The sequence below is a fragment of the Scandinavium sp. NPDC088450 genome, from assembly GCF_044900545.1.
Lineage (GTDB): Bacteria > Pseudomonadota > Gammaproteobacteria > Enterobacterales > Enterobacteriaceae > Scandinavium.
In genome coordinates this window covers 180,175-199,160 of sequence record NZ_JBJDNI010000004.1, presented here as the reverse complement: position 1 = coordinate 199,160, position 18,986 = coordinate 180,175, and the positions used below count along the sequence as shown (strand labels likewise).

Annotated in this window: 14 protein-coding genes; 8 read left to right on the top strand and 6 right to left on the bottom strand. The window is 55.1% G+C overall.

Annotated elements, in window-relative coordinates; all coding sequences use genetic code 11:
- Nucleotides 1–99: 99 nt before the first annotated feature.
- Together ACI2I2_RS06115 and ACI2I2_RS06110 are read right to left on the bottom strand one after the other, a co-directional pair.
- The gene (locus ACI2I2_RS06115; RefSeq protein ID WP_404657087.1) at nt 100–2,532 is read right to left on the bottom strand and encodes a formate C-acetyltransferase/glycerol dehydratase family glycyl radical enzyme; all 2,433 of its coding nucleotides are present in this window, start codon (nt 2,530–2,532) and stop codon (nt 100–102) included.
- Nucleotides 2,533–2,536: 4 nt separating this feature from the next.
- A complete protein-coding gene (locus ACI2I2_RS06110; RefSeq protein ID WP_404657086.1) occupies nt 2,537–3,436 on the bottom strand; it encodes a glycyl-radical enzyme activating protein in 900 nt (299 codons plus the stop codon).
- 134 nt (nt 3,437–3,570) lie between these two features.
- On the opposite strand from ACI2I2_RS06110, the gene fsa reads away from it, so the two are divergent.
- Nucleotides 3,571–4,233 (top strand): fructose-6-phosphate aldolase, encoded by a 663-nt coding sequence (gene fsa / locus ACI2I2_RS06105; protein WP_404657085.1) that lies wholly within the window; start codon nt 3,571–3,573, stop codon nt 4,231–4,233.
- A gap of 100 nt (nt 4,234–4,333) precedes the next feature.
- Here the strand turns inward: fsa and moeB are convergent, their stop codons facing one another.
- Both moeB and moeA read right to left on the bottom strand, forming a co-directional pair.
- A complete protein-coding gene (gene moeB, locus ACI2I2_RS06100; protein ID WP_404657084.1) occupies nt 4,334–5,086 on the bottom strand; it encodes a molybdopterin-synthase adenylyltransferase MoeB in 753 nt (250 codons plus the stop codon).
- Complete coding sequence (gene moeA, locus ACI2I2_RS06095) at nt 5,086–6,321, bottom strand: molybdopterin molybdotransferase MoeA (protein WP_404657083.1); 1,236 nt, start codon at nt 6,319–6,321, stop codon at nt 5,086–5,088. The genes moeB and moeA overlap by 1 nt, the downstream gene beginning before the upstream one ends.
- 189 nt (nt 6,322–6,510) lie before the next feature.
- On the opposite strand from moeA, the gene iaaA reads away from it, so the two are divergent.
- From iaaA to gsiD, 5 genes are all read left to right on the top strand, one after another.
- Entirely contained in the window at nt 6,511–7,449 is a 939-nt protein-coding gene (gene iaaA / locus ACI2I2_RS06090; RefSeq protein ID WP_404657082.1) for a beta-aspartyl-peptidase, read from the top strand.
- 11 nt (nt 7,450–7,460) lie between these two features.
- Nucleotides 7,461–9,326: a glutathione ABC transporter ATP-binding protein GsiA gene (gene gsiA / locus ACI2I2_RS06085; RefSeq protein WP_404657081.1), complete on the top strand. Its 1,866-nt coding sequence runs from the start codon at nt 7,461–7,463 to the stop codon at nt 9,324–9,326.
- A gap of 16 nt (nt 9,327–9,342) precedes the next feature.
- Entirely contained in the window at nt 9,343–10,884 is a 1,542-nt protein-coding gene (gsiB, locus tag ACI2I2_RS06080) for a glutathione ABC transporter substrate-binding protein GsiB (RefSeq protein ID WP_404657080.1), read from the top strand.
- Between the two features lie 81 nt (nt 10,885–10,965).
- Entirely contained in the window at nt 10,966–11,886 is a 921-nt protein-coding gene (gsiC, locus tag ACI2I2_RS06075) for a glutathione ABC transporter permease GsiC (RefSeq protein ID WP_404657079.1), read from the top strand.
- Nucleotides 11,887–12,798 carry a glutathione ABC transporter permease GsiD gene (gene gsiD, locus ACI2I2_RS06070; protein ID WP_404657078.1) on the top strand — a complete coding sequence of 304 codons (912 nt, stop codon included), beginning with the start codon at nt 11,887–11,889 and terminating at the stop codon, nt 12,796–12,798.
- Here the strand turns inward: gsiD and ACI2I2_RS06065 are convergent.
- Entirely contained in the window at nt 12,795–13,796 is a 1,002-nt protein-coding gene (locus ACI2I2_RS06065; RefSeq protein WP_404657077.1) for a LacI family DNA-binding transcriptional regulator, read from the bottom strand. The two genes, gsiD and ACI2I2_RS06065, sit on opposite strands and share 4 nt — an antisense overlap.
- Before the next feature lie 257 nt (nt 13,797–14,053).
- On the opposite strand from ACI2I2_RS06065, the gene ACI2I2_RS06060 reads away from it, so the two are divergent.
- Together ACI2I2_RS06060 and ACI2I2_RS06055 are read left to right on the top strand one after the other, a co-directional pair.
- Nucleotides 14,054–16,117 (top strand): TIM-barrel domain-containing protein, encoded by a 2,064-nt coding sequence (locus ACI2I2_RS06060; protein ID WP_404657076.1) that lies wholly within the window; start codon nt 14,054–14,056, stop codon nt 16,115–16,117.
- Nucleotides 16,114–17,493: an MFS transporter gene (locus tag ACI2I2_RS06055; protein WP_404657075.1), complete on the top strand. Its 1,380-nt coding sequence runs from the start codon at nt 16,114–16,116 to the stop codon at nt 17,491–17,493. The genes ACI2I2_RS06060 and ACI2I2_RS06055 overlap by 4 nt, the downstream gene beginning before the upstream one ends.
- A gap of 125 nt (nt 17,494–17,618) precedes the next feature.
- Here ACI2I2_RS06055 and rimO read toward each other — a convergent pair whose 3' ends face one another.
- A complete protein-coding gene (gene rimO / locus ACI2I2_RS06050) occupies nt 17,619–18,944 on the bottom strand; it encodes a 30S ribosomal protein S12 methylthiotransferase RimO (protein ID WP_404657074.1) in 1,326 nt (441 codons plus the stop codon).
- Nucleotides 18,945–18,986: the final 42 nt, after the last annotated feature.

Here is an 18,986-nt window from a genome sequence, read left to right as displayed (position 1 = left end):
AGGCTGCCGCATTCTGAAATGCCGGGTGGCGGCTGTCGCCTTACCCAGCCTACAAAGCAAGGTAGGCCGGGCAAACGCAGTGCCGCCCGGCAATTGACGTCACAGCGTATGTTCAGTACGAGCGATAATATCGTCCTGAGCATCCGGAGACAGCGCAGTAAAGAACGCCGAATACCCTGCCACGCGCACCACTAAATCACGATACTGATCCGGATGCTTCTTCGCTTCCAGTAGTGTGTCACGCGACACGATGTTGTACTGAATATGCCAACCCTTATGCACCTCAAAGAAGGTGCGCAGCAGCACCATCAGTTTCTGGCGATCCGAATCGTTATCCAGCGTGGCCGGGTTCAGCTTCTGGTTGAGCAGTACGCCACCCAGAATGGCTGCGGTCGGTAATTTACCCACAGAGCCGATCACCGCCGTTGGGCCGAGATGGTCAGTCCCGGAAGCCGGGCTTGCACCTTCAGCCAGCGGTGTCTTCGCTTTGCGTCCATCTGGTGTTGCCATGGTGGCGGCACCAAACGGCACGTTGGCAGAGATAGACGACGTGCCTGCGTAATAGTTGCCGCCAATCGGGCCACGGCCATGGCGTGGGTTGTGATACTGCTTCAGCTCGTCGATATAGGTCTGATAAGCGCGGGTCAGCAGTTCATCAACGCTGTCATCGTCGTTACCGTATTTTGGTGCGCCATTGATCAAACGCTGACGCAGCTGTTCATGAGTCAGGCCTTCAAAGTCTTCAGCCAGCGCTTTTGCCAGCTGTTGCTGACCAATCGCCCCCTGCTCAAACACCAGTTTTTTGACTGCGGCGAGGCTGTTGCCGAGGTTGGCGATCCCGACTTGCAGGCCGGAAACCCAGTCGTATTTTGCGCCGCCTTGCTTAATGCTTTTCGCGCGTTCGATACAGTCATCCACCAGCGCAGAACACAGAATGTCATGCACGTTTTCTTCGAGCATGGTGTCGACGACGTACTCGATCTCAATCGACTTACGGGTGTAATAGCGAATTTGGGTATCCCACGCCGCCATCACTTCGTCGAAGTTGCTGAAGTTACCTTCGGACAGCGCTTTCACCTGCGGCAGGAACACTTCGTTGCTGGTGGCGTCTCGGCCGCCTTCCATCGCCGCCAGCATCACGCGGGCGAAGTTGATAAAGCTCATGCCGGTGCAACGATAACCCCATTTGCCGCCGACCGCCGTTTCGATACAGCCGATGGCGGCATAATCGTAAGCATCTTCTTTTTCCACGCCGAGCTTGATGAATTCAGGGATCACAATTTCGTCGTTGTTAAACGCTGGCATGCCGAAGCCGCAGCGAATCACCTGCACGCAAGCGTCGAGGAAATCACTGCTCATGCCAGCGTGGTAACGCACGCTAAGGTTAGGCTGAGTCGAGCGCAGGCGACCACAGGATTCCAGAATGGCGTAGGAAAGCGGGTTCACCGCATCCATGGCTTCGCCGTCCACCAGCTTTTGACCGCCGATAGTGACGTTCTGATACAGCGGGCTGCCCGCAGAGGCTTTTGAGTGCGAACCGGAACGGATTTTGTTCACTTCCAGCAGCTTCAGCCAGCAGGAGTGCAGCAGCTCGATAGCCTGTTCGCGCTCAAGCGAATTATTGAGTTCAACATCACGACGGTAGAACGGATAGAGATACTGGTCCATACGACCAAACGACACGGAGTGACCGTTGGATTCAACCTGCAAAATCAGCTGGATGAAATAGCACAGCTGCAATGCCTGCCAGAAGGTTTTCGGCGGTTCATGCGCGATGATGTCGCAGTTTGCCGCCATCGCCAGCAACTCATCGCGACGGCTTTCGCGTGTTTCTGTTGCTGCCATGGAGCGTGCCAGGTCGGCAAAACGTTTGATGTGCAGGCTGACGGCTTCCAGAACAATATCAATGCCTTTCAGGAACTGTTCGCCGTGCAAATCTTCCAGTACGGTCAGGTTAATGCGCGAGCGGCGTTCAGCCACTTTTTCACGCAGGCCATCCAGCCCTTTTTCCAGCAGCAGCGGGAAGTTCACCGCCAGATGCGCATCGCCGGAGGTCATGTTGCCTTCGGCTTTGATAATACCGGTTGCCAGCAGGGCTTTTTGTTCGTCGGTAAACATGCCGTAGCAGCGGTCCTGCACCGTCTGGCCATTCCACCACGGGCAAATTTCATGCAGAACGCGTTTGTTTTCTTCGCTGACGGAGAAACCCGCACCCGGACGATCGGCCAGATCGTCAATTTCTTTTTCAATCCAGCTGACGGTGTATTCCGGGAAAATTGGCGCGGCACGGACTTCGCTCGCCTGGTTGCCGATGATCAGCTCATCGTGCTTGATCCAGATGGTGCGCTCAGCCAGGTGATGAGCCAGCGCCAGCGCACGACGCACCGGAATCGGCTTATCCATATTTTGCTGGTAAACGGTGGTGTAATGGCGTGCACGCTCGGTACAGACTGGCGGCTTGACGATATGGATCAGGGCATCTTTATGCGCCTTGATGCGGTCGGTCAATTTGTCGAGAGTCAGGGTAGTCATCGTATTATCCTCGTAGGGTCGCAGTCAGCCCTTTATCCCGGGCAATACGCTGGGCAAAATCCAGCAGTTCCGGGGCATCGAGCGGCTTGTCAGGGGCAGAATAGGGCACGCCAAGCAGGGTATATTTGTTCATGCCCAGCGTGTGATAGGGTAAAAAGTGAATGTCGTTAACGTGCAGCTCATTCGCGGCAAAGTCAGTAATGGCTTCAATGGAGGCCTCATCAGCGTTAAAGCCCTGAATCAGCGGCACGCGAATGGTCATTTTCTTTCCAGCAGCGGCCAGTCGTTTCAGGTTATCGAGCACACGTTTCGCTGAGCCGTCCGTCCATTGCTGGAATTTATCGGCATCCACATGTTTGAGGTCGGCGAGAAAGAGGTCGATATACGGCAGTGCCGGTTCAAGGTATTTCCACGGCACGTGCAGGCAGGTTTCAACCGCGGTGTGAATGCCTTGTTCATGGCTGCTTTTCAGCAACGCCAACGCCATTTCCGGGTTCATAAACGGTTCACCGCCGGAGAGCGTCAGGCCACCGCCGCTACGATCGTAGAAAGGTTTATCGCGAAGCACGGTCGCCATAATATCGTCGACGCTTTTCTCTTCGCCGCAGACGGTCAACGCCTGAGTCGGGCAGACATCGTTGAGCGCTTTAAGATGTGAACCGTCGAGTTGTTCGCGGTGGATAATCAGGCCATTCAGCGCACGTTCAATAACACCGGGAGCCGCCTGCTGACAAAGGTCACAGCCTTCAAGGCACAGACGTGCGTCGAACAGCAAATCCTGTTCACGGGCACGGCTTTCCGGGTTCTGGCACCAGCGACAGCCCAGCGAGCAACCTTTCATAAAGACAACGGTACGGATGCCGGGGCCATCGTGGGTGGAGTAGCGCTGAATATTGAAAATCATCTTTCACCTCTTTGCTTTCGTATAAAGATTAAATAACTTTCGAATGAAAGTAATTTTGACGTGAATCAACTAAGCGAGAGGTTGTGGCGTGGTAATTTTAAAGCATGCAGAATCTCACAATTTAAGGAATGGCTATGGAACTCTATCTCGACACGTCTGACGTTGCAGCGGTCAAAAAACTGGCCCGCGTTTTCCCACTGGCAGGCGTGACCACTAACCCGAGCATTGTTGCCGCAGGCAAGAAACCGCTCGACGTGCTGCTGCCGGAATTACAGGATGCGCTGGGTGGCAAAGGCCGCCTTTTCGCGCAAGTGATGGCGAACACGGCAGAAGGCATGGTGGAAGATGCGCGCAAACTGCGCAGCATTATTTCTGATTTAGTGGTGAAAGTCCCTGTCACTGCGGAAGGCCTGGCGGCAATTAAACTGCTGAAAGCAGAAGGTATTCCAACATTGGGCACCGCGGTTTACGGTGCTGCACAAGGGATGCTGTCTGCTCTGGCGGGCGCAGAATATGTTGCACCTTATGTGAACCGCATCGATGCACAAGGCGGCAGCGGTATTCGTAGCGTGGAAGAGTTGCAACAGTTGCTGGAGCTACATGCGCCACAGTCAAAAGTGTTGGCTGCGAGCTTTAAAACGCCGCGTCAGGCACTGGATTGCCTGCTGGTGGGCTGTCAGTCCATTACGCTGCCGCTGGACGTGGCACAGCAGTTTATTGCGTCACCTGCGGTGGATGCCGCCATTGTTAAGTTCGAGCAGGACTGGCAGAGCGCTTTTGGACGGACTTCGCTCTGATTTTTCCCCTCTCCCTAACCCTCTCCCCAAGGGAGAGGGAACGAAAAAACTCCCCTCGCCCTGTGGGAGAGGGGCTGGGGGAGAGGGCATCAGGCCGCACTTATCCCCCGCAAACCTCACACCCGGCAAAACGCATCAACTTCATCTCGCGGAACTGGCAGGTTATTGCGTCGTACATCACGATTTTTCCCGCAGCAGGTGTACCGTAGGCGGTCAAAAGTTTAATGGCTTCCATTGCCTGCAGCGATCCAATGACTCCCACCAACGGTGCCATTACGCCCGCTTCCACACAGGTGAGGGCATTTTCGCCGAACAAGCGGCTCAGGCAGCGATAACACGGTTCGCCCTCCTGATAAGTGAACACGCTGATTTGCCCTTCCATGCGGATAGCCGCCCCGGACACCAGCGGTGTTTTATGCTGAAAACAGCCTGCGTTGAGCTGATTGCGGATCTGTACGTTGTCGGTACAGTCGAGCACCAGATCGTGTGCCTCGATTTGCTCTGCCAGCCCGGCATCATTCAATTGCGCATTAATGCAGGTGAACTGCACATGCGGGTTGATTTTTTGCAGCGAGGCACGCGCGGATTCCACTTTTGGCTGGCCGAGAGTCGCATCGCTGTGTAGCGTCTGACGTTGCAAGTTCGACAGCGACACAGTATCGAAATCGAGCAGCGTCATCTGCCCGACACCGGCAGCGGCCAGATACTGCGCCGCAGCACACCCCAGGCCGCCTAAGCCAACGACCAGCACGCGTGAGGCTTTGAGCTTCTCTTGCCCGTCAAAGTCGAAACCGCGCAACACGATTTGCCGGTTGTAGCGCAGCATCTCCGCATCGCTCAGTTCCACGCTCATCACAAGCCTCCGAACAACGCGTTAAAGGGTTCGACTTCCACCCATTCACCCACGTCCACATGCCCGCGCTCGCGTTCGAGTACGATAAAGCAGTTGCCCTGGCTGAAAGAACTAAAGATGTGCGAACCCTGATGCCCTGTGGTCGCGACGCTTAAATCGCCGTCCTGATTGCGGGTCAGAACACCGCGCTGGAAATCAAGGCGACCAGGGGATTTCTTCAGGCGCGTCGATGTACGAACGCGCAAACGTGGCGGCAGGCCATTGAGCGGATTTCCGCTCAGTTTCGCCAGCAGCGGTTGGACCAGCTGATAGAACGTCAGCGCGGCAGAAACCGGGTTGCCCGGCAGGCCGCAGAACCAGCTGTTTTGCAGCTTGCCGAACGCAAAAGGTTTGCCCGGTTTGATGGCCAGCTTCCAGAAGCCGATTTCGCCCAGTTCATCAAGGATGGTTTTGGTGTAATCCGCTTCGCCCACGGAAACGCCGCCAGAGCTGATAACCACGTCGGCTTTGCTGTCGGCCTCAATAAAGGCTTCGCGCAGTTTGTCCTGATTGTCCGGAATAATGCCCAGATTGATAACCTCACAGCCCAACTGCTCAAGCATCAGATGCACGGCCAGACGGTTAGTGTCGTAGATTTGCCCGTCGGCCAGCGGTTCGCCCGGCAGCTTCAGCTCATCACCCGTGGAGAAGACGGCCACGCGCAGCTTACGCACAACCTCGACTTCAGGAATGCCGAGTGAAGCCAGTACGGGCAACTCTGCGACTGTCAAACGCGTGCCGCGTGGAAAAATAGTGTGCCCCGCGGTAATGTCTTCCCCACGGCGGCGAATGTTTTGCCCATTTTTAATGTCGGCAGTGAAGCGCACGCCGCTGTCGGTTTGCTCGGTTTCTTCCTGCATCACCACGGCATCGCATCCCGCTGGAACCGGTGCGCCAGTCATGATTCGTACGCAGGTACCCGCAGGCCATTCACCGGTATAAGGTTGTCCGGCGAAGGCTTTTCCTGCCACTGGCAATGCACTGCCTGCGTTCAGATCGCTCAAACGAACGGCATAGCCGTCCATTGCCGAGTTATCAAACCCGGGCACATCCAGAGGGGAAATCACGTCTTGTGCGGTAATGCGGCCAAATGCCTGCAGCAGGGGCAGCTTATCGGTCGCGGTCAGTGGGGTGATGCGCTCAAGCATCTGAGTCAGCGCTGCGTCGAGCGGCATCAGTCCGGCGTTAAAATCCATTACTTCACTCCTGGGACAAGTCGTCTGTTGTGCCCATTATGGCAGAAAAGCCGCCTGGACTGTATGCCAGCGCCGCGAACGGCTTTACAGCACCGACAGCGCTTTCTATATTCAAAAATCATATAAAATAATCGGCACAATAATGATATCTATAGAAAAAGCAGGCCGTCAGCCGAAGGGAAGGGCGCAATGAGTAACGCAGTGATCGCCATTCATGGCGGAGCCGGGGCGATTTCCCGAGCGACGATGTCGCCTGAGCGTGAGCGCGACTACGTGCAGGCGCTGTCCTCCATCGTTGAGGCAGGGCAAAAAATGCTGGAAGCCGGAGCCAGTGCGCTGGACACGGTCACCGAAGCTGTCCGTTTACTGGAAGAGTGCCCTTTATTTAACGCGGGAAAAGGTGCGGTGTTCACCGCCAACGAAACTCACGAACTGGATGCCTGCGTGATGGATGGCTATTCATTACAGGCGGGAGCCGTGGCGGGCGTTAAACACCTGCGCAATCCAGTTTTGGCCGCCCGTTTGGTGCTGGAGCAAAGCCCGCACGTGTTGCTGATTGGCGAAGGGGCGGAAAAGTTTGCCGCTAACCACGGAATGGAGTCTGTTCCGAATGAGTATTTCTCTACGCCTGAGCGTTTGTATCAACTTCGGCAAGCGCAGGAAGCCGGTGAAACGGTGCTCGATCATAGCGGTGCGCCGCTGGATGAGCGCAGCAAAATGGGCACCGTTGGGGCCGTGGCGTTAGATGCTGCTGGCAATCTGGCCGCCGCCACGTCAACAGGCGGTATGACCAACAAATTACCAGGCCGCGTGGGCGATAGCCCAATCATTGGCGCGGGATGTTATGCCAATAATGCCAGCGTGGCGGTCTCCTGCACCGGCACTGGCGAAGTGTTTATGCGCACGCTCGCGGCCTACGATATCTCCGCTTTAATGGAGTACGGCGGCCTGAGCCTGAATGAAGCCTGCGAGCGCGTCGTGCTGGAAAAACTGCCCGCACTCGGCGGCAGCGGTGGGCTAATCGCCATCGATCGCGAAGGTAACGTGGTGTTGCCGTTTAACAGTGAAGGGATGTACCGCGCCTACGCCTATGCGGGCGATACCCCTTCTGTCGGGATTTATCGGTAACGGGAGGTCACGTGCCGCACAGTCAGGAAATCGACGCCAGCGACGTGCTGGTGGTGCGCGATCTGAACATAGGATTTCGCCACGAAAAGCAGTTGATCCCCGCGGTCAGTCACCTGTCGTTCAGCCTGAAACGGGGTGAAACGCTGGCGATTGTCGGCGAGTCTGGCTCCGGGAAGTCGGTCACGGCGTTGGCGTTGATGCAGCTTCTGGCGCAGTCTGGCGGCGAAGTGAGCAGTGAAAACATGTTGCTAAGACGCCGAAACCGCGAAGTCATCGAAGTAACGGAACTGTCTGCCTCGCAAATGCGCCACGTGCGCGGCGCGGATATCGCGATGATTTTTCAGGAGCCGATGACGTCGCTGAACCCGGTGTTTACGGTGGGCGAGCAAATTGCGGAATCCATCCGTCTGCATCAAAAATTAGGCCGGGATGATGCGCTGAAAGCCGCGAAGAAAATGCTCGATCAGGTGCGCATTCCGGAAGCCGAAGCGGTGATGAAACGTTATCCTCACCAGCTTTCTGGTGGCATGCGCCAACGCGTGATGATTGCCATGGCGCTCTCCTGCCGTCCGGCGGTGCTGATTGCCGATGAGCCGACCACGGCGCTCGACGTCACCATTCAGGCGCAAATTCTTCAGCTCATCGACGTGCTGCAAAAAGAAATGGAGATGGGCGTCATTTTTATCACCCACGATATGGGCGTGGTGGCGGACATTGCGGACCGCGTGCTGGTTATGTATCGCGGTGAAGCGGTAGAAACGGGCACCGTGGAGCAGATATTCAGCGCGCCGCAACATCCTTACACTCGCTCGTTGCTGGCGGCCGTGCCAACTTTGGGCGCGATGCAGGGCAGCGATTTTCCGCGCCGCTTCCCGTTGCTCAATACTCAAGACTCCCCGCTGGATGATGAAGCTCAGGATACCGTGGTGGCAGGCGAACCGGTGTTGAAGGTTCGCGATTTGGTCACCCGATTCCCGTTGCGCAGCGGCATTCTTAACCGCGTCACGAGAGAAGTGCACGCGGTAGAAAAAGTGAGTTTTGACCTGTGGCCCGGTGAAACGCTGGCGCTGGTCGGGGAATCCGGTAGTGGAAAATCCACGACGGGCCGGGCGTTGTTGCGGCTGGTGGAATCGCAGAGCGGCAGCATCACGTTTAACGGCTCACGCATCGACACGCTGGCGGAAAGTCAGCTGCAGCCGCTGCGCCGTGATATTCAGTTTATTTTTCAGGACCCGTTTGCCTCGCTTGATCCACGCCAGACCGTGGGTTATTCGATTCTGGAACCTCTGCTGATCCACAAAATCCTGCCGGAAGCCGATGCCATTCGCCGTGTGGCGTGGCTGCTGGAGCGCGTAGGATTGCAGCCAGAACACGCCTGGCGCTATCCGCATGAGTTTTCGGGCGGGCAGCGTCAGCGACTCTGTATTGCTCGCGCGCTGGCTTTGAACCCGAAGGTGGTGATTGCCGACGAAGCGGTGTCCGCGCTGGATGTGTCCATTCGCGCGCAGATAATCAATTTATTACTCGATTTACAACGGGAGATGGGCATGGCGTATCTGTTCATTTCTCACGATATGGCGGTGGTTGAACGCATCAGCCATCGCGTCGCGGTGATGTACCGCGGGCGCATCGTGGAGATGGGGCCACGTCGCGCTGTATTTGAAAACCCGCAACATCCTTATACCCGCAAGCTGATGGCTGCGGTGCCGGTGGCAGACCCGGCGCATCGTCGTCCGCAACGCGTGCTGCTGTCTGACGAAATGCCCGGCAACAGCTATCCGCGCGGAGAAGAGATTGCCAGCGTGCCGTTGGTTCAGGTTAGCCCAGGGCATTTTGTTGCCCGGGATGAAACCCCCAACGCACTGTCTCGCTTATAACAATCAGGAGTTTTGCATGACACAACAAATTACGGGTAAATGGCTGCTGGCGCTGGGTGTCGTTTCCGCCCTCGCAAGCGCCCCTGCTTTTGCGGCAAAAGATGTGGTGGTGGCAGTTGGCTCAAACTTTACGACGCTCGACCCTTATGATGCCAACGACACGCTGTCGCAGGCGGTGGCGAAGTCGTTTTATCAGGGTCTGTTTGGGCTCGATAAAGACATGAAGATGCACAACGTGCTGGCGGACAGCTACACGGTGTCCAAAGACGGGCTGGTGTACACGCTTAAACTGCGCAGCGGTGTGAAATTCCAGGACGGGACAGACTTTAACGCAGAAGCGGTGAAGGCCAACCTCGACAGGGCCAGCAATCCGGATAATCACCTCAAGCGCTACAACCTGTACAAAGACATCGCCAGCACCGAAGTGGTTGACCCGCAAACGGTAAAAATCACGCTGAAGCAGCCGTTCTCGGCGTTTATCAACATTCTCGCTCACCCGGCAACGGCGATGATTTCCCCGGCGGCGCTGAAGAAATACGGCAAAGAGATTGGCTTCCATCCGGTGGGCACCGGGCCTTATCAACTGGAGACCTGGAATCAGACCGATTTCGTGAAGGTGAAGAAGTTTGACGGCTACTGGCAAAAAGGGCTGCCGAATCTCGACACCATCACCTGGCGACCGGTGGTGGACAACAACACCCGAGCGGCGATGCTGCAAACGGGTGAAGCGCAATTCGCTTTCCCCATCCCTTACGAGCAGGCCCCGCTGCTGGAGAAAAACAGCAAGCTGGAGCTGGTGGCCAGCCCGTCCATCATGCAGCGTTATATCAGCATGAACGTCACCCAGAAGCCGTTTGATAACCCAAAAGTGCGTGAAGCCATTAACTATGCCATTAACCGCCAGGCACTGGTGAAAGTGGCCTTCGCAGGGTATGCCACCCCGGCGACTGGCGTGCTGCCGCCTGCGATTGCGTATTCGCAAAGCTACAAGCCATGGCCGTACGACCCGGCGAAAGCACGTGAGTTGCTGAAAGAAGCTGGCTTCCCGAACGGCTTCAGCACCACGTTGTGGTCTTCGCATAACCACAGTACCGCGCAGAAAGTGCTGCAGTTCACGCAGCAGCAACTGGCGCAGGTGGGCATAAAAGCCCAGGTGACGGCGATGGATGCGGGCCAGCGTGCTGCCGAAGTTGAAGGCAAAGGGCAGAAAGAGAGCGGTGTGAGAATGTTCTATACCGGCTGGACGGCCTCTACCGGTGAAGCTGACTGGGCGCTGTCGCCGCTGTTTGCCTCACAAAACTGGCCGCCAACGCTGTTCAACACGGCGTTCTACAGCAATCCACAAGTGGATAAAGATCTCGCAGATGCGCTGAAAACCAACGATCCGAAAGAGAAGGAAAGCCTGTACAAAGACGCGCAGGACACCATCTGGAAAGAGTCACCGTGGGTGCCGCTGGTGGTGGAAAAACTGGTTTCCGCGCACAGCAAAAACCTGACCGGTTTCTACATCATGCCGGATACAGGGTTTAGCTTTGACGAGGCGGACCTGAAGCAGTGATGGCGTGTACTTTGACCGGAAAAGCGCAGTTATCTTTTCACCCTCGCCCCTTTGGGGAGAGGGCCGGGGTGAGGGGACGCGATGCTTAACTACGTCCTGAAAAGGTTGCTGGGTCTGATCCCAACGCTGCTGATTGTGGCGATCCTGGTGTTTCTGTTTGTGCACATGCTGCCCGGCGATCCCGCGCGGTTGATAGCCGGGCCAGAAGCTGATGCCCAGGTCGTGGCGTTAGTTCGCGAACAGTTAGGGCTGGATCAGCCCCTTTACGTGCAGTTCTGGCATTACATCTCTAATGTGCTGCAGGGCGATTTCGGTACCTCGATGGTGTCGCGTCGGCCTGTTTCTGAAGAGATTGCCAGCCGCTTTATGCCGACGCTCTGGTTGACGCTGACCAGCATGGTTTGGGCGGTTATCTTCGGCATGGCAATGGGCGTGGCGGCGGCCGTCTGGCGCAATCGCTGGCCAGACAGACTCGGCATGGCGATTGCCGTTGCGGGAATTTCGTTTCCGGCGTTCGCGCTCGGCATGTTGCTGATGCAGGTTTTCTCCGTCGAACTAGGCTGGTTACCCACGGTGGGCGCAGACAGCTGGCGGCACTATATTTTGCCGTCCATCACACTGGGTGCCGCTGTCGCAGCGGTGATGGCTCGCTTCACCCGGGCTTCGTTTGTTGAAGTGCTGAACGAAGATTACATGCGAACCGCCAGGGCGAAGGGCGTGAGTGAAACGTGGGTCGTGCTGAAACACGGTTTGCGTAATGCGATGATCCCGGTGGTGACCATGATGGGGCTGCAGTTTGGTTTCCTGCTCGGTGGCTCGATTGTGGTCGAGAAAGTGTTCAACTGGCCGGGGCTTGGGCGTCTGCTGGTGGATTCGGTGGAGATGCGCGACTATCCGGTGATTCAGGCCGAAGTCCTGCTCTTTTCGCTGGAGTTTATTCTTATCAATCTGGTGGTGGATGTGCTGTATGCCGCCATCAACCCGGCTATCAGGTACAAGTAAGTGCGACTGTTAAACTGGCGACGTCAGGCCATTATGAATGCCTTGCCGGGCATAGAACCGGGCCAGGTCCGCACGCCACGACATGAGTTCTGGCGTAAATTCCGCAAACAGCCGGTGGCGATGGCCGCAGGTCTTTTCGTGTTGCTGCTGATTGTGGTGGCCATCATCGCGCCGTGGATTGCGCCGTTCGATGCACAAAACTATTTCGACTATGACCGCCTGAATGAGGGGCCATCGGCGATGCACTGGTTTGGTGTGGATTCGTTAGGGCGCGATATCTTCAGCAGGGTGCTGGTCGGGGCGCAAATTTCACTGGCGGCGGGCGTATTCGCCGTCTTGATTGGTGCGCTGATTGGCACAGTGCTCGGCTTGCTGGCGGGGTATTTCGAAGGTTGGTGGGACCGCATCATCATGCGCATCTGCGACGTGCTGTTTGCTTTTCCGGGCATCTTGCTGGCGATTGCGGTTGTGGCAGTGATGGGCAGCGGGATGGCAAACGTGATCATTGCGGTGGCAATCTTCTCGATCCCCGCGTTTGCGCGGCTGGTGCGCGGTAACACGCTGGTACTGAAGCAGCAGACATTTATCGAATCGGCACGCAGTATTGGTGCCAGCAATGCCACCATTCTGTTCCGCCATATTCTGCCCGGCACGGTATCGTCGATTGTGGTCTATTTCACTATGCGCATTGGGGTGTCGATAATCTCTGCCGCAAGCCTCTCGTTCCTTGGTCTGGGCGCACAGCCGCCGACGCCGGAGTGGGGCGCGATGCTCAACGAAGCGCGGGCCGATATGGTGATGTCGCCGCACGTTGCGCTGTTCCCGGCGCTGGCGATATTCCTGACGGTGCTGGCGTTTAATTTGCTGGGCGATGGCCTGCGCGATGCGTTAGATCCGAAGTTGAAGGGCTAGAGAAGTGTGTGTTCACGCCCTGTAATCAGTTTCAGAGTGGGCAGCGACTGCAAGGGCGGTTGCTGCTGCATGGCATTGAGCGTGGCACGTGCTAAATCCTGGCCGAGCACGGCAAAGGGAATATCAAACCCCGTAGGTTTTTCGGGAAGCAAAGAGGACATATCACTGCTGAACACCCCGGCAAAAAAAGCGATAGTCACCTGGTGGTGTTGGGCATAGAGCGTTGCGCCCAGCAGTTGCAAATCACTCAGAAATATCACGTAATCAGGCGGGGTTGCGAGTTGCTGGAAATGTTGCATGGCCTCATATCCGCTGGCCTCGCTAATGTCGCCGTAGTAAATAGCTGACTCGTTGAGAATCAATTCTTTTTCAGCTAAGGCCTTTCTCCAGGCGGCGGCGAAGATTTCCCCTTGTGCACTCTGGTTACCGAGCGTGACCAACCCGAAATTTTTGTGGCCCTTCAACAACCCTTGCTCGACCGCCGTTGCGGCCACAGTGGCAAAGTCGAGATCGACCCAGTTAAAATGGCCTTCCAGGGAATGGCTGCGACCCAGGGTGGCAAAAGGAAACTGGTGATGATGTAAAAATTCGATGCGGGGGTCATGAAGCGTGGTGTTCGTGAGAATGACAGCGTCAGCTTTGTGTTGCTCTATCATTTTTTGCAGCCAAATCTTTTCGTCTTCGGCATCGAGCGCCAGATGTAAAATGGTGTCGATATCATGCTGGCGCAGGGTTCGCTGTAACTCATTGGCGACTCGCATGAAAAAGGAAGCCGTATAGAAGTTGTCACGATCGCCCGGCGGCAGCAGTAACGCCACGGTGTTGGCTTTGCCTTTGCGAAGGTTGCGGCCAGCCGCATTGGGAAAATAACCATATTGCTGGGCGGCCTCAAGGACACGTTGTTGCGTCTTTGCGCTGACTTCAGGGTGGCTGTTCAATGCTCTGGAAACAGTCGCAATGGATAATCCCAGCACGTTCGCCAACTCTTTGATATTCATCCTTTCCCCATTTCCCAATATGGACTTTTGCGCCTTATTTATATCTTACTCTGCTCATTTTAACGAACTGAGATAGTCTGCGCATAAATATATCACGCCTGATGAAAAACACCTTGCAAATTAATTGTTGATCACAGATCTCATTTTTACACTCATCATTTGTGAGTTTGTTTATTGACAGGTCATGTGATCTTAACCAGGATCGGAAACGTTTACGGAATCACGGTTAAATTATCATAAAATAATCAGAGGACAGCATGAATACACTACAGATAAAAGAGAATGCGCTGCACTGGTCGTGGAACGGACAATACCTGAAAGTCATGACATGGGGCGAAAATAGCGTGAGGATTTTATCGGGTTTTGAACCCGACAACGAAACGCCGTCGCCGTGGGCTTTGCTGGATAACCCCTGTGTTATTCCGGAATTTGAACAAGATGAACAAAGCCTTTCATTAATTAATGGCAATATCCGTGCTCGCGTTGATAAGCAGGGAAGGCTGTCATTCTACAACCAGGACAACCGATGTTTGCTTGAAGAGCTTTGGCGTCAGCGTGACAACGGCGAGAATTTTTGGAGCGCAGAAAATGCGCCACAAAAGAAAATAAGCGCTTTAAAAATATCAGGGAGAGAATGCAAACCCCTGGCCGGGAATGCATTCGAAATTAATGTCAGATTTGAATCTGATAAGAATGAAAAAATAGCAGGAATGGGACAGTATCAGCACGCTTTTCTCAATTTGAAAGGCTGCATGCTGGAATTGGCTCAACGTAATTCACAAGCCAGCGTGCCGTTTATGGTCTCTAGTTTAGGTTATGGTTTTTTATGGAATAACCCGGCAGTGGGTGAGGCCGTATTTGCACAAAACGAAACGCGCTGGCACGCAAAGGCGTCTCAGAGGATTGATTACTGGATAACTGCGGGTGATACACCGGCTGACATTGTGCGCCAGTATGCCGCTGTCAGCGGTAAGCCGCCACTGATGCCTGAATTTGCACTCGGGTTATGGCAATCGAAATTGCGTTATCGTAACCAGCATGAGTTGCTCAGCGTGGCCCGACGTTATCGCGATCTTGGTATCCCGCTGGCCGTCATTGTGGCCGATTTTTTCCACTGGCCGATTCAGGGCGACTGGCGGTTTGATGAGCGTGAATGGCCAGATCCGGCCGCCATGACGGCGGAACTCAAAGCGATGGGCACAGAGTTGATGGTTTCAGTCTGGCCGACCGTCGATATCAGAAGCGAAAACTATCCTCAAATGAACGAAAAAGGCCTGTTGGTCAATACCCGTAAAGGGCTGAACATCAATTTTGATTTTCTGGGCAATACCCGCTTTTTCGATTCGACCAATCCACAGGCGCGTAAATTCATCTGGGAGGTCTGCAAGAAAAACTACGTCGATAAAGGGGTGAACCTGTTCTGGCTGGATGAAGCTGAGCCAGAATATGGTGTTTATGATTTTGATAATTACCGCTATCACATTGGTAACACTCTGGAAACCGGCAACATTTACCCTCTCCACTACTGTGAGGCCTTCTACGACGGTTTGCGTGAAGTGGGGCAGAGCAACCCAGTGAACCTGGTGCGTTGCGCCTGGGCTGGCAGCCAACGTTACGGGGCGCTGGTCTGGTCAGGTGATATTCATTCGTCCTTTGAATCGATGCGTAACCAAATCAGCGCGGGTCTGAGCATGGGCATGGCTGGTATTCCATGGTGGACAACGGACATCGGCGGTTTTCACGGTGGAGACATTAACGATCCCGCCTTTCATGAGTTACTCGTTCGCTGGTTCCAGTGGGCGGTCTTCAGCCCTGTACTGCGTATGCATGGTCATCGTGACCCTATCACTGAACCGGAAGTGCCTTATCGTGATGGTATCGCCCAGTGTAATACCGGGGCAGGAAACGAATTGTGGAGTTTCGGTGAGCCGGTATTTGCCATTTTGCAGCGTTATGCCGCTTTACGTGAAGCGCTGCGTCCGCTGCTAAGAAAACTCATGCAGCAAGCCCACGATACCGGTGAGCCGCTGATGCGTCCGTTGTTTTATCACTATCCTGACGACGCTCGCGGTTGGGAAATCACCGATCAATACCTGTTTGGCGAAGACGTGCTGGTTGCGCCGGTAGTCCATGCGGGCACGACTCAGCGCGAAGTCTGGCTTCCGGGCGAGGACGTGTGGGTGGATGTGAACACGGGTGAACACTATCGCGGAGGAGAGACCGTCACTGTCGCTGCGCCACTGGAGTTGCTTCCCCTTTTCGTTCGGGAAGGTGCTAAAGCACAGGCAGAGATTTTCGCTGCAATGGAGAGTCTGAAATGAGTGAAGCCTCTGAAACTGTAGATCTGGGGAATGCACAAAGTACAGCCGCTTCCCTGACAGTCAGTGAAAAAATCAGTTACGGTCTGGGGGATGCTGGTGGCACGATTGTGACCGGCCTTATCTCTAACTTTCTGACGTTTTTCTACACCGACATTTTTGGTCTGACGCCTGCGATAGTCGGCACGCTGTTTTTGGTTTTACGCGTGATTGATGCTGTCTCGGACCCGCTTATCGGCATTGTCGCAGACCGTACCTCAACCCGATTAGGGCAGTTCCGCCCCTTCATTCTCTGGACTGCTGTACCGCTAGGACTGATTGCGTTTCTGACTTTCAGCGTGCCAGATTTAGCGTATCACTGGAAAGTGGCGTATGCGGTGGTGACGTATTTTGCTCTTTCCATTCTCTACTCGCTGAACAATGTGCCCTACTGCGCATTAATCACCAAAATCACCACTAACCCGATAGAGCTGGTTTCCTGCCAGTCCTGGCGATTCGCGTTGTGTGGTGTGGCGGGGTTTGCCGTGTCGGTGGGCCTGCCTGTCATGGTGACCTGGTTTGGTGAAGGGAATCAGATAAAAGGTTATCAGTATGGCGTGGGTGTTCTGGCGCTCTTTGCCGTGGTGATGTTTCTTTGCTGCTTCTATGGCGTGAAGGAGCGGGTGGCGGCGCAAAAACGGCATACTTTTAATTTACGGGAGAGTTTAAAAAGCATTCGCCATAACGACCAGTTGCTGCTGACGTTTGTGATGTCGCTGCTCATCATCAGTATTTTCAACACCAAAGGCGGCGCGGCGATGTACTTCATCACCTACGTGTTGCACGGTGATGCCACCTACACTTCGCTGTTTTTTGGTATGGCAACGCTCGGCGGGATTGTCGGTTCCGTGGCGGTGCAGTACCTGACCCGAGTGTTTGAAATCCGCCGCATTTACTTTTGGGTGAACGTTATATTGGGGCTGGCACACTTTGCCGTCTGGTTCGTGCCTGGCAACGAGCCGATGCTTTGGCTTGGGCTGGTCTTTGTGTGCTGTGTGGTGCTTGGGTTTATCTTGCCGATGCATTTTACGCTGGTGACCTTCGCAGATACTTACGGCGAATGGAAATCAGGCCGCCGTTCATCGGGGATGAATTTTGCCTTTAATCTGTTTTTCGTGAAGCTGGCATGGGCCGTAGCGGGGGTGATTATCAGCCTGACGTTAACGCTGGTGGCTTATCGCTCAGGAACGGAGAATCAAACCACATTGTCCTTAGCGGGCATTACGCTGTTGTCTACCGTCATTCCGGGCGTTCTGCATTTATTGCTGGCACTGACAGTCTGGTTTTTCAGGATTGATAATGAGCTGGTAGGGAAGATGAAGCAGGATTTAGTGCGTTAAAACTGAGAATTGCAGGCCTGATAAGCGAAGCGCCATCAGGCACTGAGGTAGTGCCCGGTGATGCTGAGTGCCCGGTGGCGGCTAACGCCTGACCGGGCCTACAAACCGGGCCCACAAAGGGGAGGTTAAACGCGAGAACCCCACAGGTCGTACTCATCCGCGTGTTCAACTTTCACACGCAGCACGTCGCCCGGTTTCACACGGGTTTCGCCGTTCAGGTACACCGCGCCGTCGATTTCAGGGGCATCGGCCATGCTGCGGCCAATCGCGCCTTCTTCATCCACTTCATCGATGATAACCATGATTTCACGGCCAACTTTTTCCTGCAGACGTTCAGCAGAAATCTGCTGTTGCAGCTGCATGAAGCGGTTCCAGCGCTCTTCTTTCATCTCTTCCGGTACCTGACCTTCCAGTTCGTTGGCGGTCGCGCCTTCAACCGGGCTGTACTTGAAGCAGCCAACGCGATCCAGACGGGCTTCTTTCAGGAAGTCGAGGAGCATCTGGAAATCTTCTTCGGTTTCACCCGGGAAGCCGACGATGAAGGTTGAGCGCAGCGTCAGCTCAGGGCAGATTTCGCGCCACTGTTTGATGCGTGCCAGTTGGCGATCGACAGAACCCGGACGCTTCATCAGCTTAAGAATGCGTGGGCTTGCGTGCTGTAATGGGATGTCCAGGTACGGCAGAATTTTGCCTTCTGCCATCAGCGGGATCACATCGTCCACGTGCGGATATGGGTAAACGTAATGCAGACGCACCCACACGCCGAGTTTTGCCAGCTGCTCGCACAGGCCAACCATGCTGGTTTTCACTGGCTCACCGTCGTGGAAACCGGTGCGGTGTTTGACATCAACGCCGTATGCAGAGGTGTCCTGGGAAATCACCAGCATCTCTTTTACGCCAGCATCGACCAGGCGTTTGGCTTCAGACAGCACTTCGCCAATCGGGCGGCTGACGAGATCGCCACGCATGGAAGGGATGATGCAGAAGGTGCAGCGATGGTTACAGCCTTCGGAAATTTTTAAGTACGCGTAATGACGCGGCGTCAGCTTCACGCCCTGTTCCGGCACCAGGCTCAGGAACGGGTTGTGCTGTGGCTTCGGTACGTAGTGATGAACATGTTGCAGCACCTGCTCGTAGCTGTGCGGCCCGGTGATTTCCAGCACCTTAGGATGCACTTCACGAATCTGGTCTACTTTCGCGCCCAGACAGCCGGTGACAATCACCTTGCCGTTCTCTTTCAGCGCTTCGCCGATGGCTTCCAGGGATTCCTGCACGGCGCTGTCGATAAAGCCGCAGGTGTTGACGATAACCATGTCGGCGTCGTCATAGCTTGGCACGACGTCGTAGCCTTCGGTGCGCAGTTCGGTCAGGATGCGCTCGGAATCCACCAGGTTCTTTGGGCAGCCCAAAGAGACAAAGCCGATTTTCGGCTGCTGCATAACATTGCTCATAGATTAAAAAGTGTTCGATTTTGGGAGTGGTCAGGGCGGAGA

Bases quoted from the DNA above. Each gene is read 5' to 3' on its own strand.
- ACI2I2_RS06115 (WP_404657087.1), bottom strand. From the start codon at position 2,532: ATGACTACCCTGACTCTCGACAAATTGACCGACCGCATCAAGGCGCAT.
- gsiB (WP_404657080.1), top strand. From the start codon at position 9,343: ATGACACAACAAATTACGGGTAAATGGCTGCTGGCGCTGGGTGTCGTT.
- gsiC (WP_404657079.1), top strand. From the start codon at position 10,966: ATGCTTAACTACGTCCTGAAAAGGTTGCTGGGTCTGATCCCAACGCTG.
- moeA (WP_404657083.1), bottom strand. From the start codon at position 6,321: ATGGATTTTAACGCCGGACTGATGCCGCTCGACGCAGCGCTGACTCAG.
- ACI2I2_RS06060 (WP_404657076.1), top strand. From the start codon at position 14,054: ATGAATACACTACAGATAAAAGAGAATGCGCTGCACTGGTCGTGGAAC.
- fsa (WP_404657085.1), top strand. From the start codon at position 3,571: ATGGAACTCTATCTCGACACGTCTGACGTTGCAGCGGTCAAAAAACTG.
- ACI2I2_RS06055 (WP_404657075.1), top strand. From the start codon at position 16,114: ATGAGTGAAGCCTCTGAAACTGTAGATCTGGGGAATGCACAAAGTACA.
- iaaA (WP_404657082.1), top strand. From the start codon at position 6,511: ATGAGTAACGCAGTGATCGCCATTCATGGCGGAGCCGGGGCGATTTCC.
- moeB (WP_404657084.1), bottom strand. From the start codon at position 5,086: ATGAGCGTGGAACTGAGCGATGCGGAGATGCTGCGCTACAACCGGCAA.
- ACI2I2_RS06110 (WP_404657086.1), bottom strand. From the start codon at position 3,436: ATGATTTTCAATATTCAGCGCTACTCCACCCACGATGGCCCCGGCATC.
- rimO (WP_404657074.1), bottom strand. From the start codon at position 18,944: ATGAGCAATGTTATGCAGCAGCCGAAAATCGGCTTTGTCTCTTTGGGC.
- ACI2I2_RS06065 (WP_404657077.1), bottom strand. From the start codon at position 13,796: ATGAATATCAAAGAGTTGGCGAACGTGCTGGGATTATCCATTGCGACT.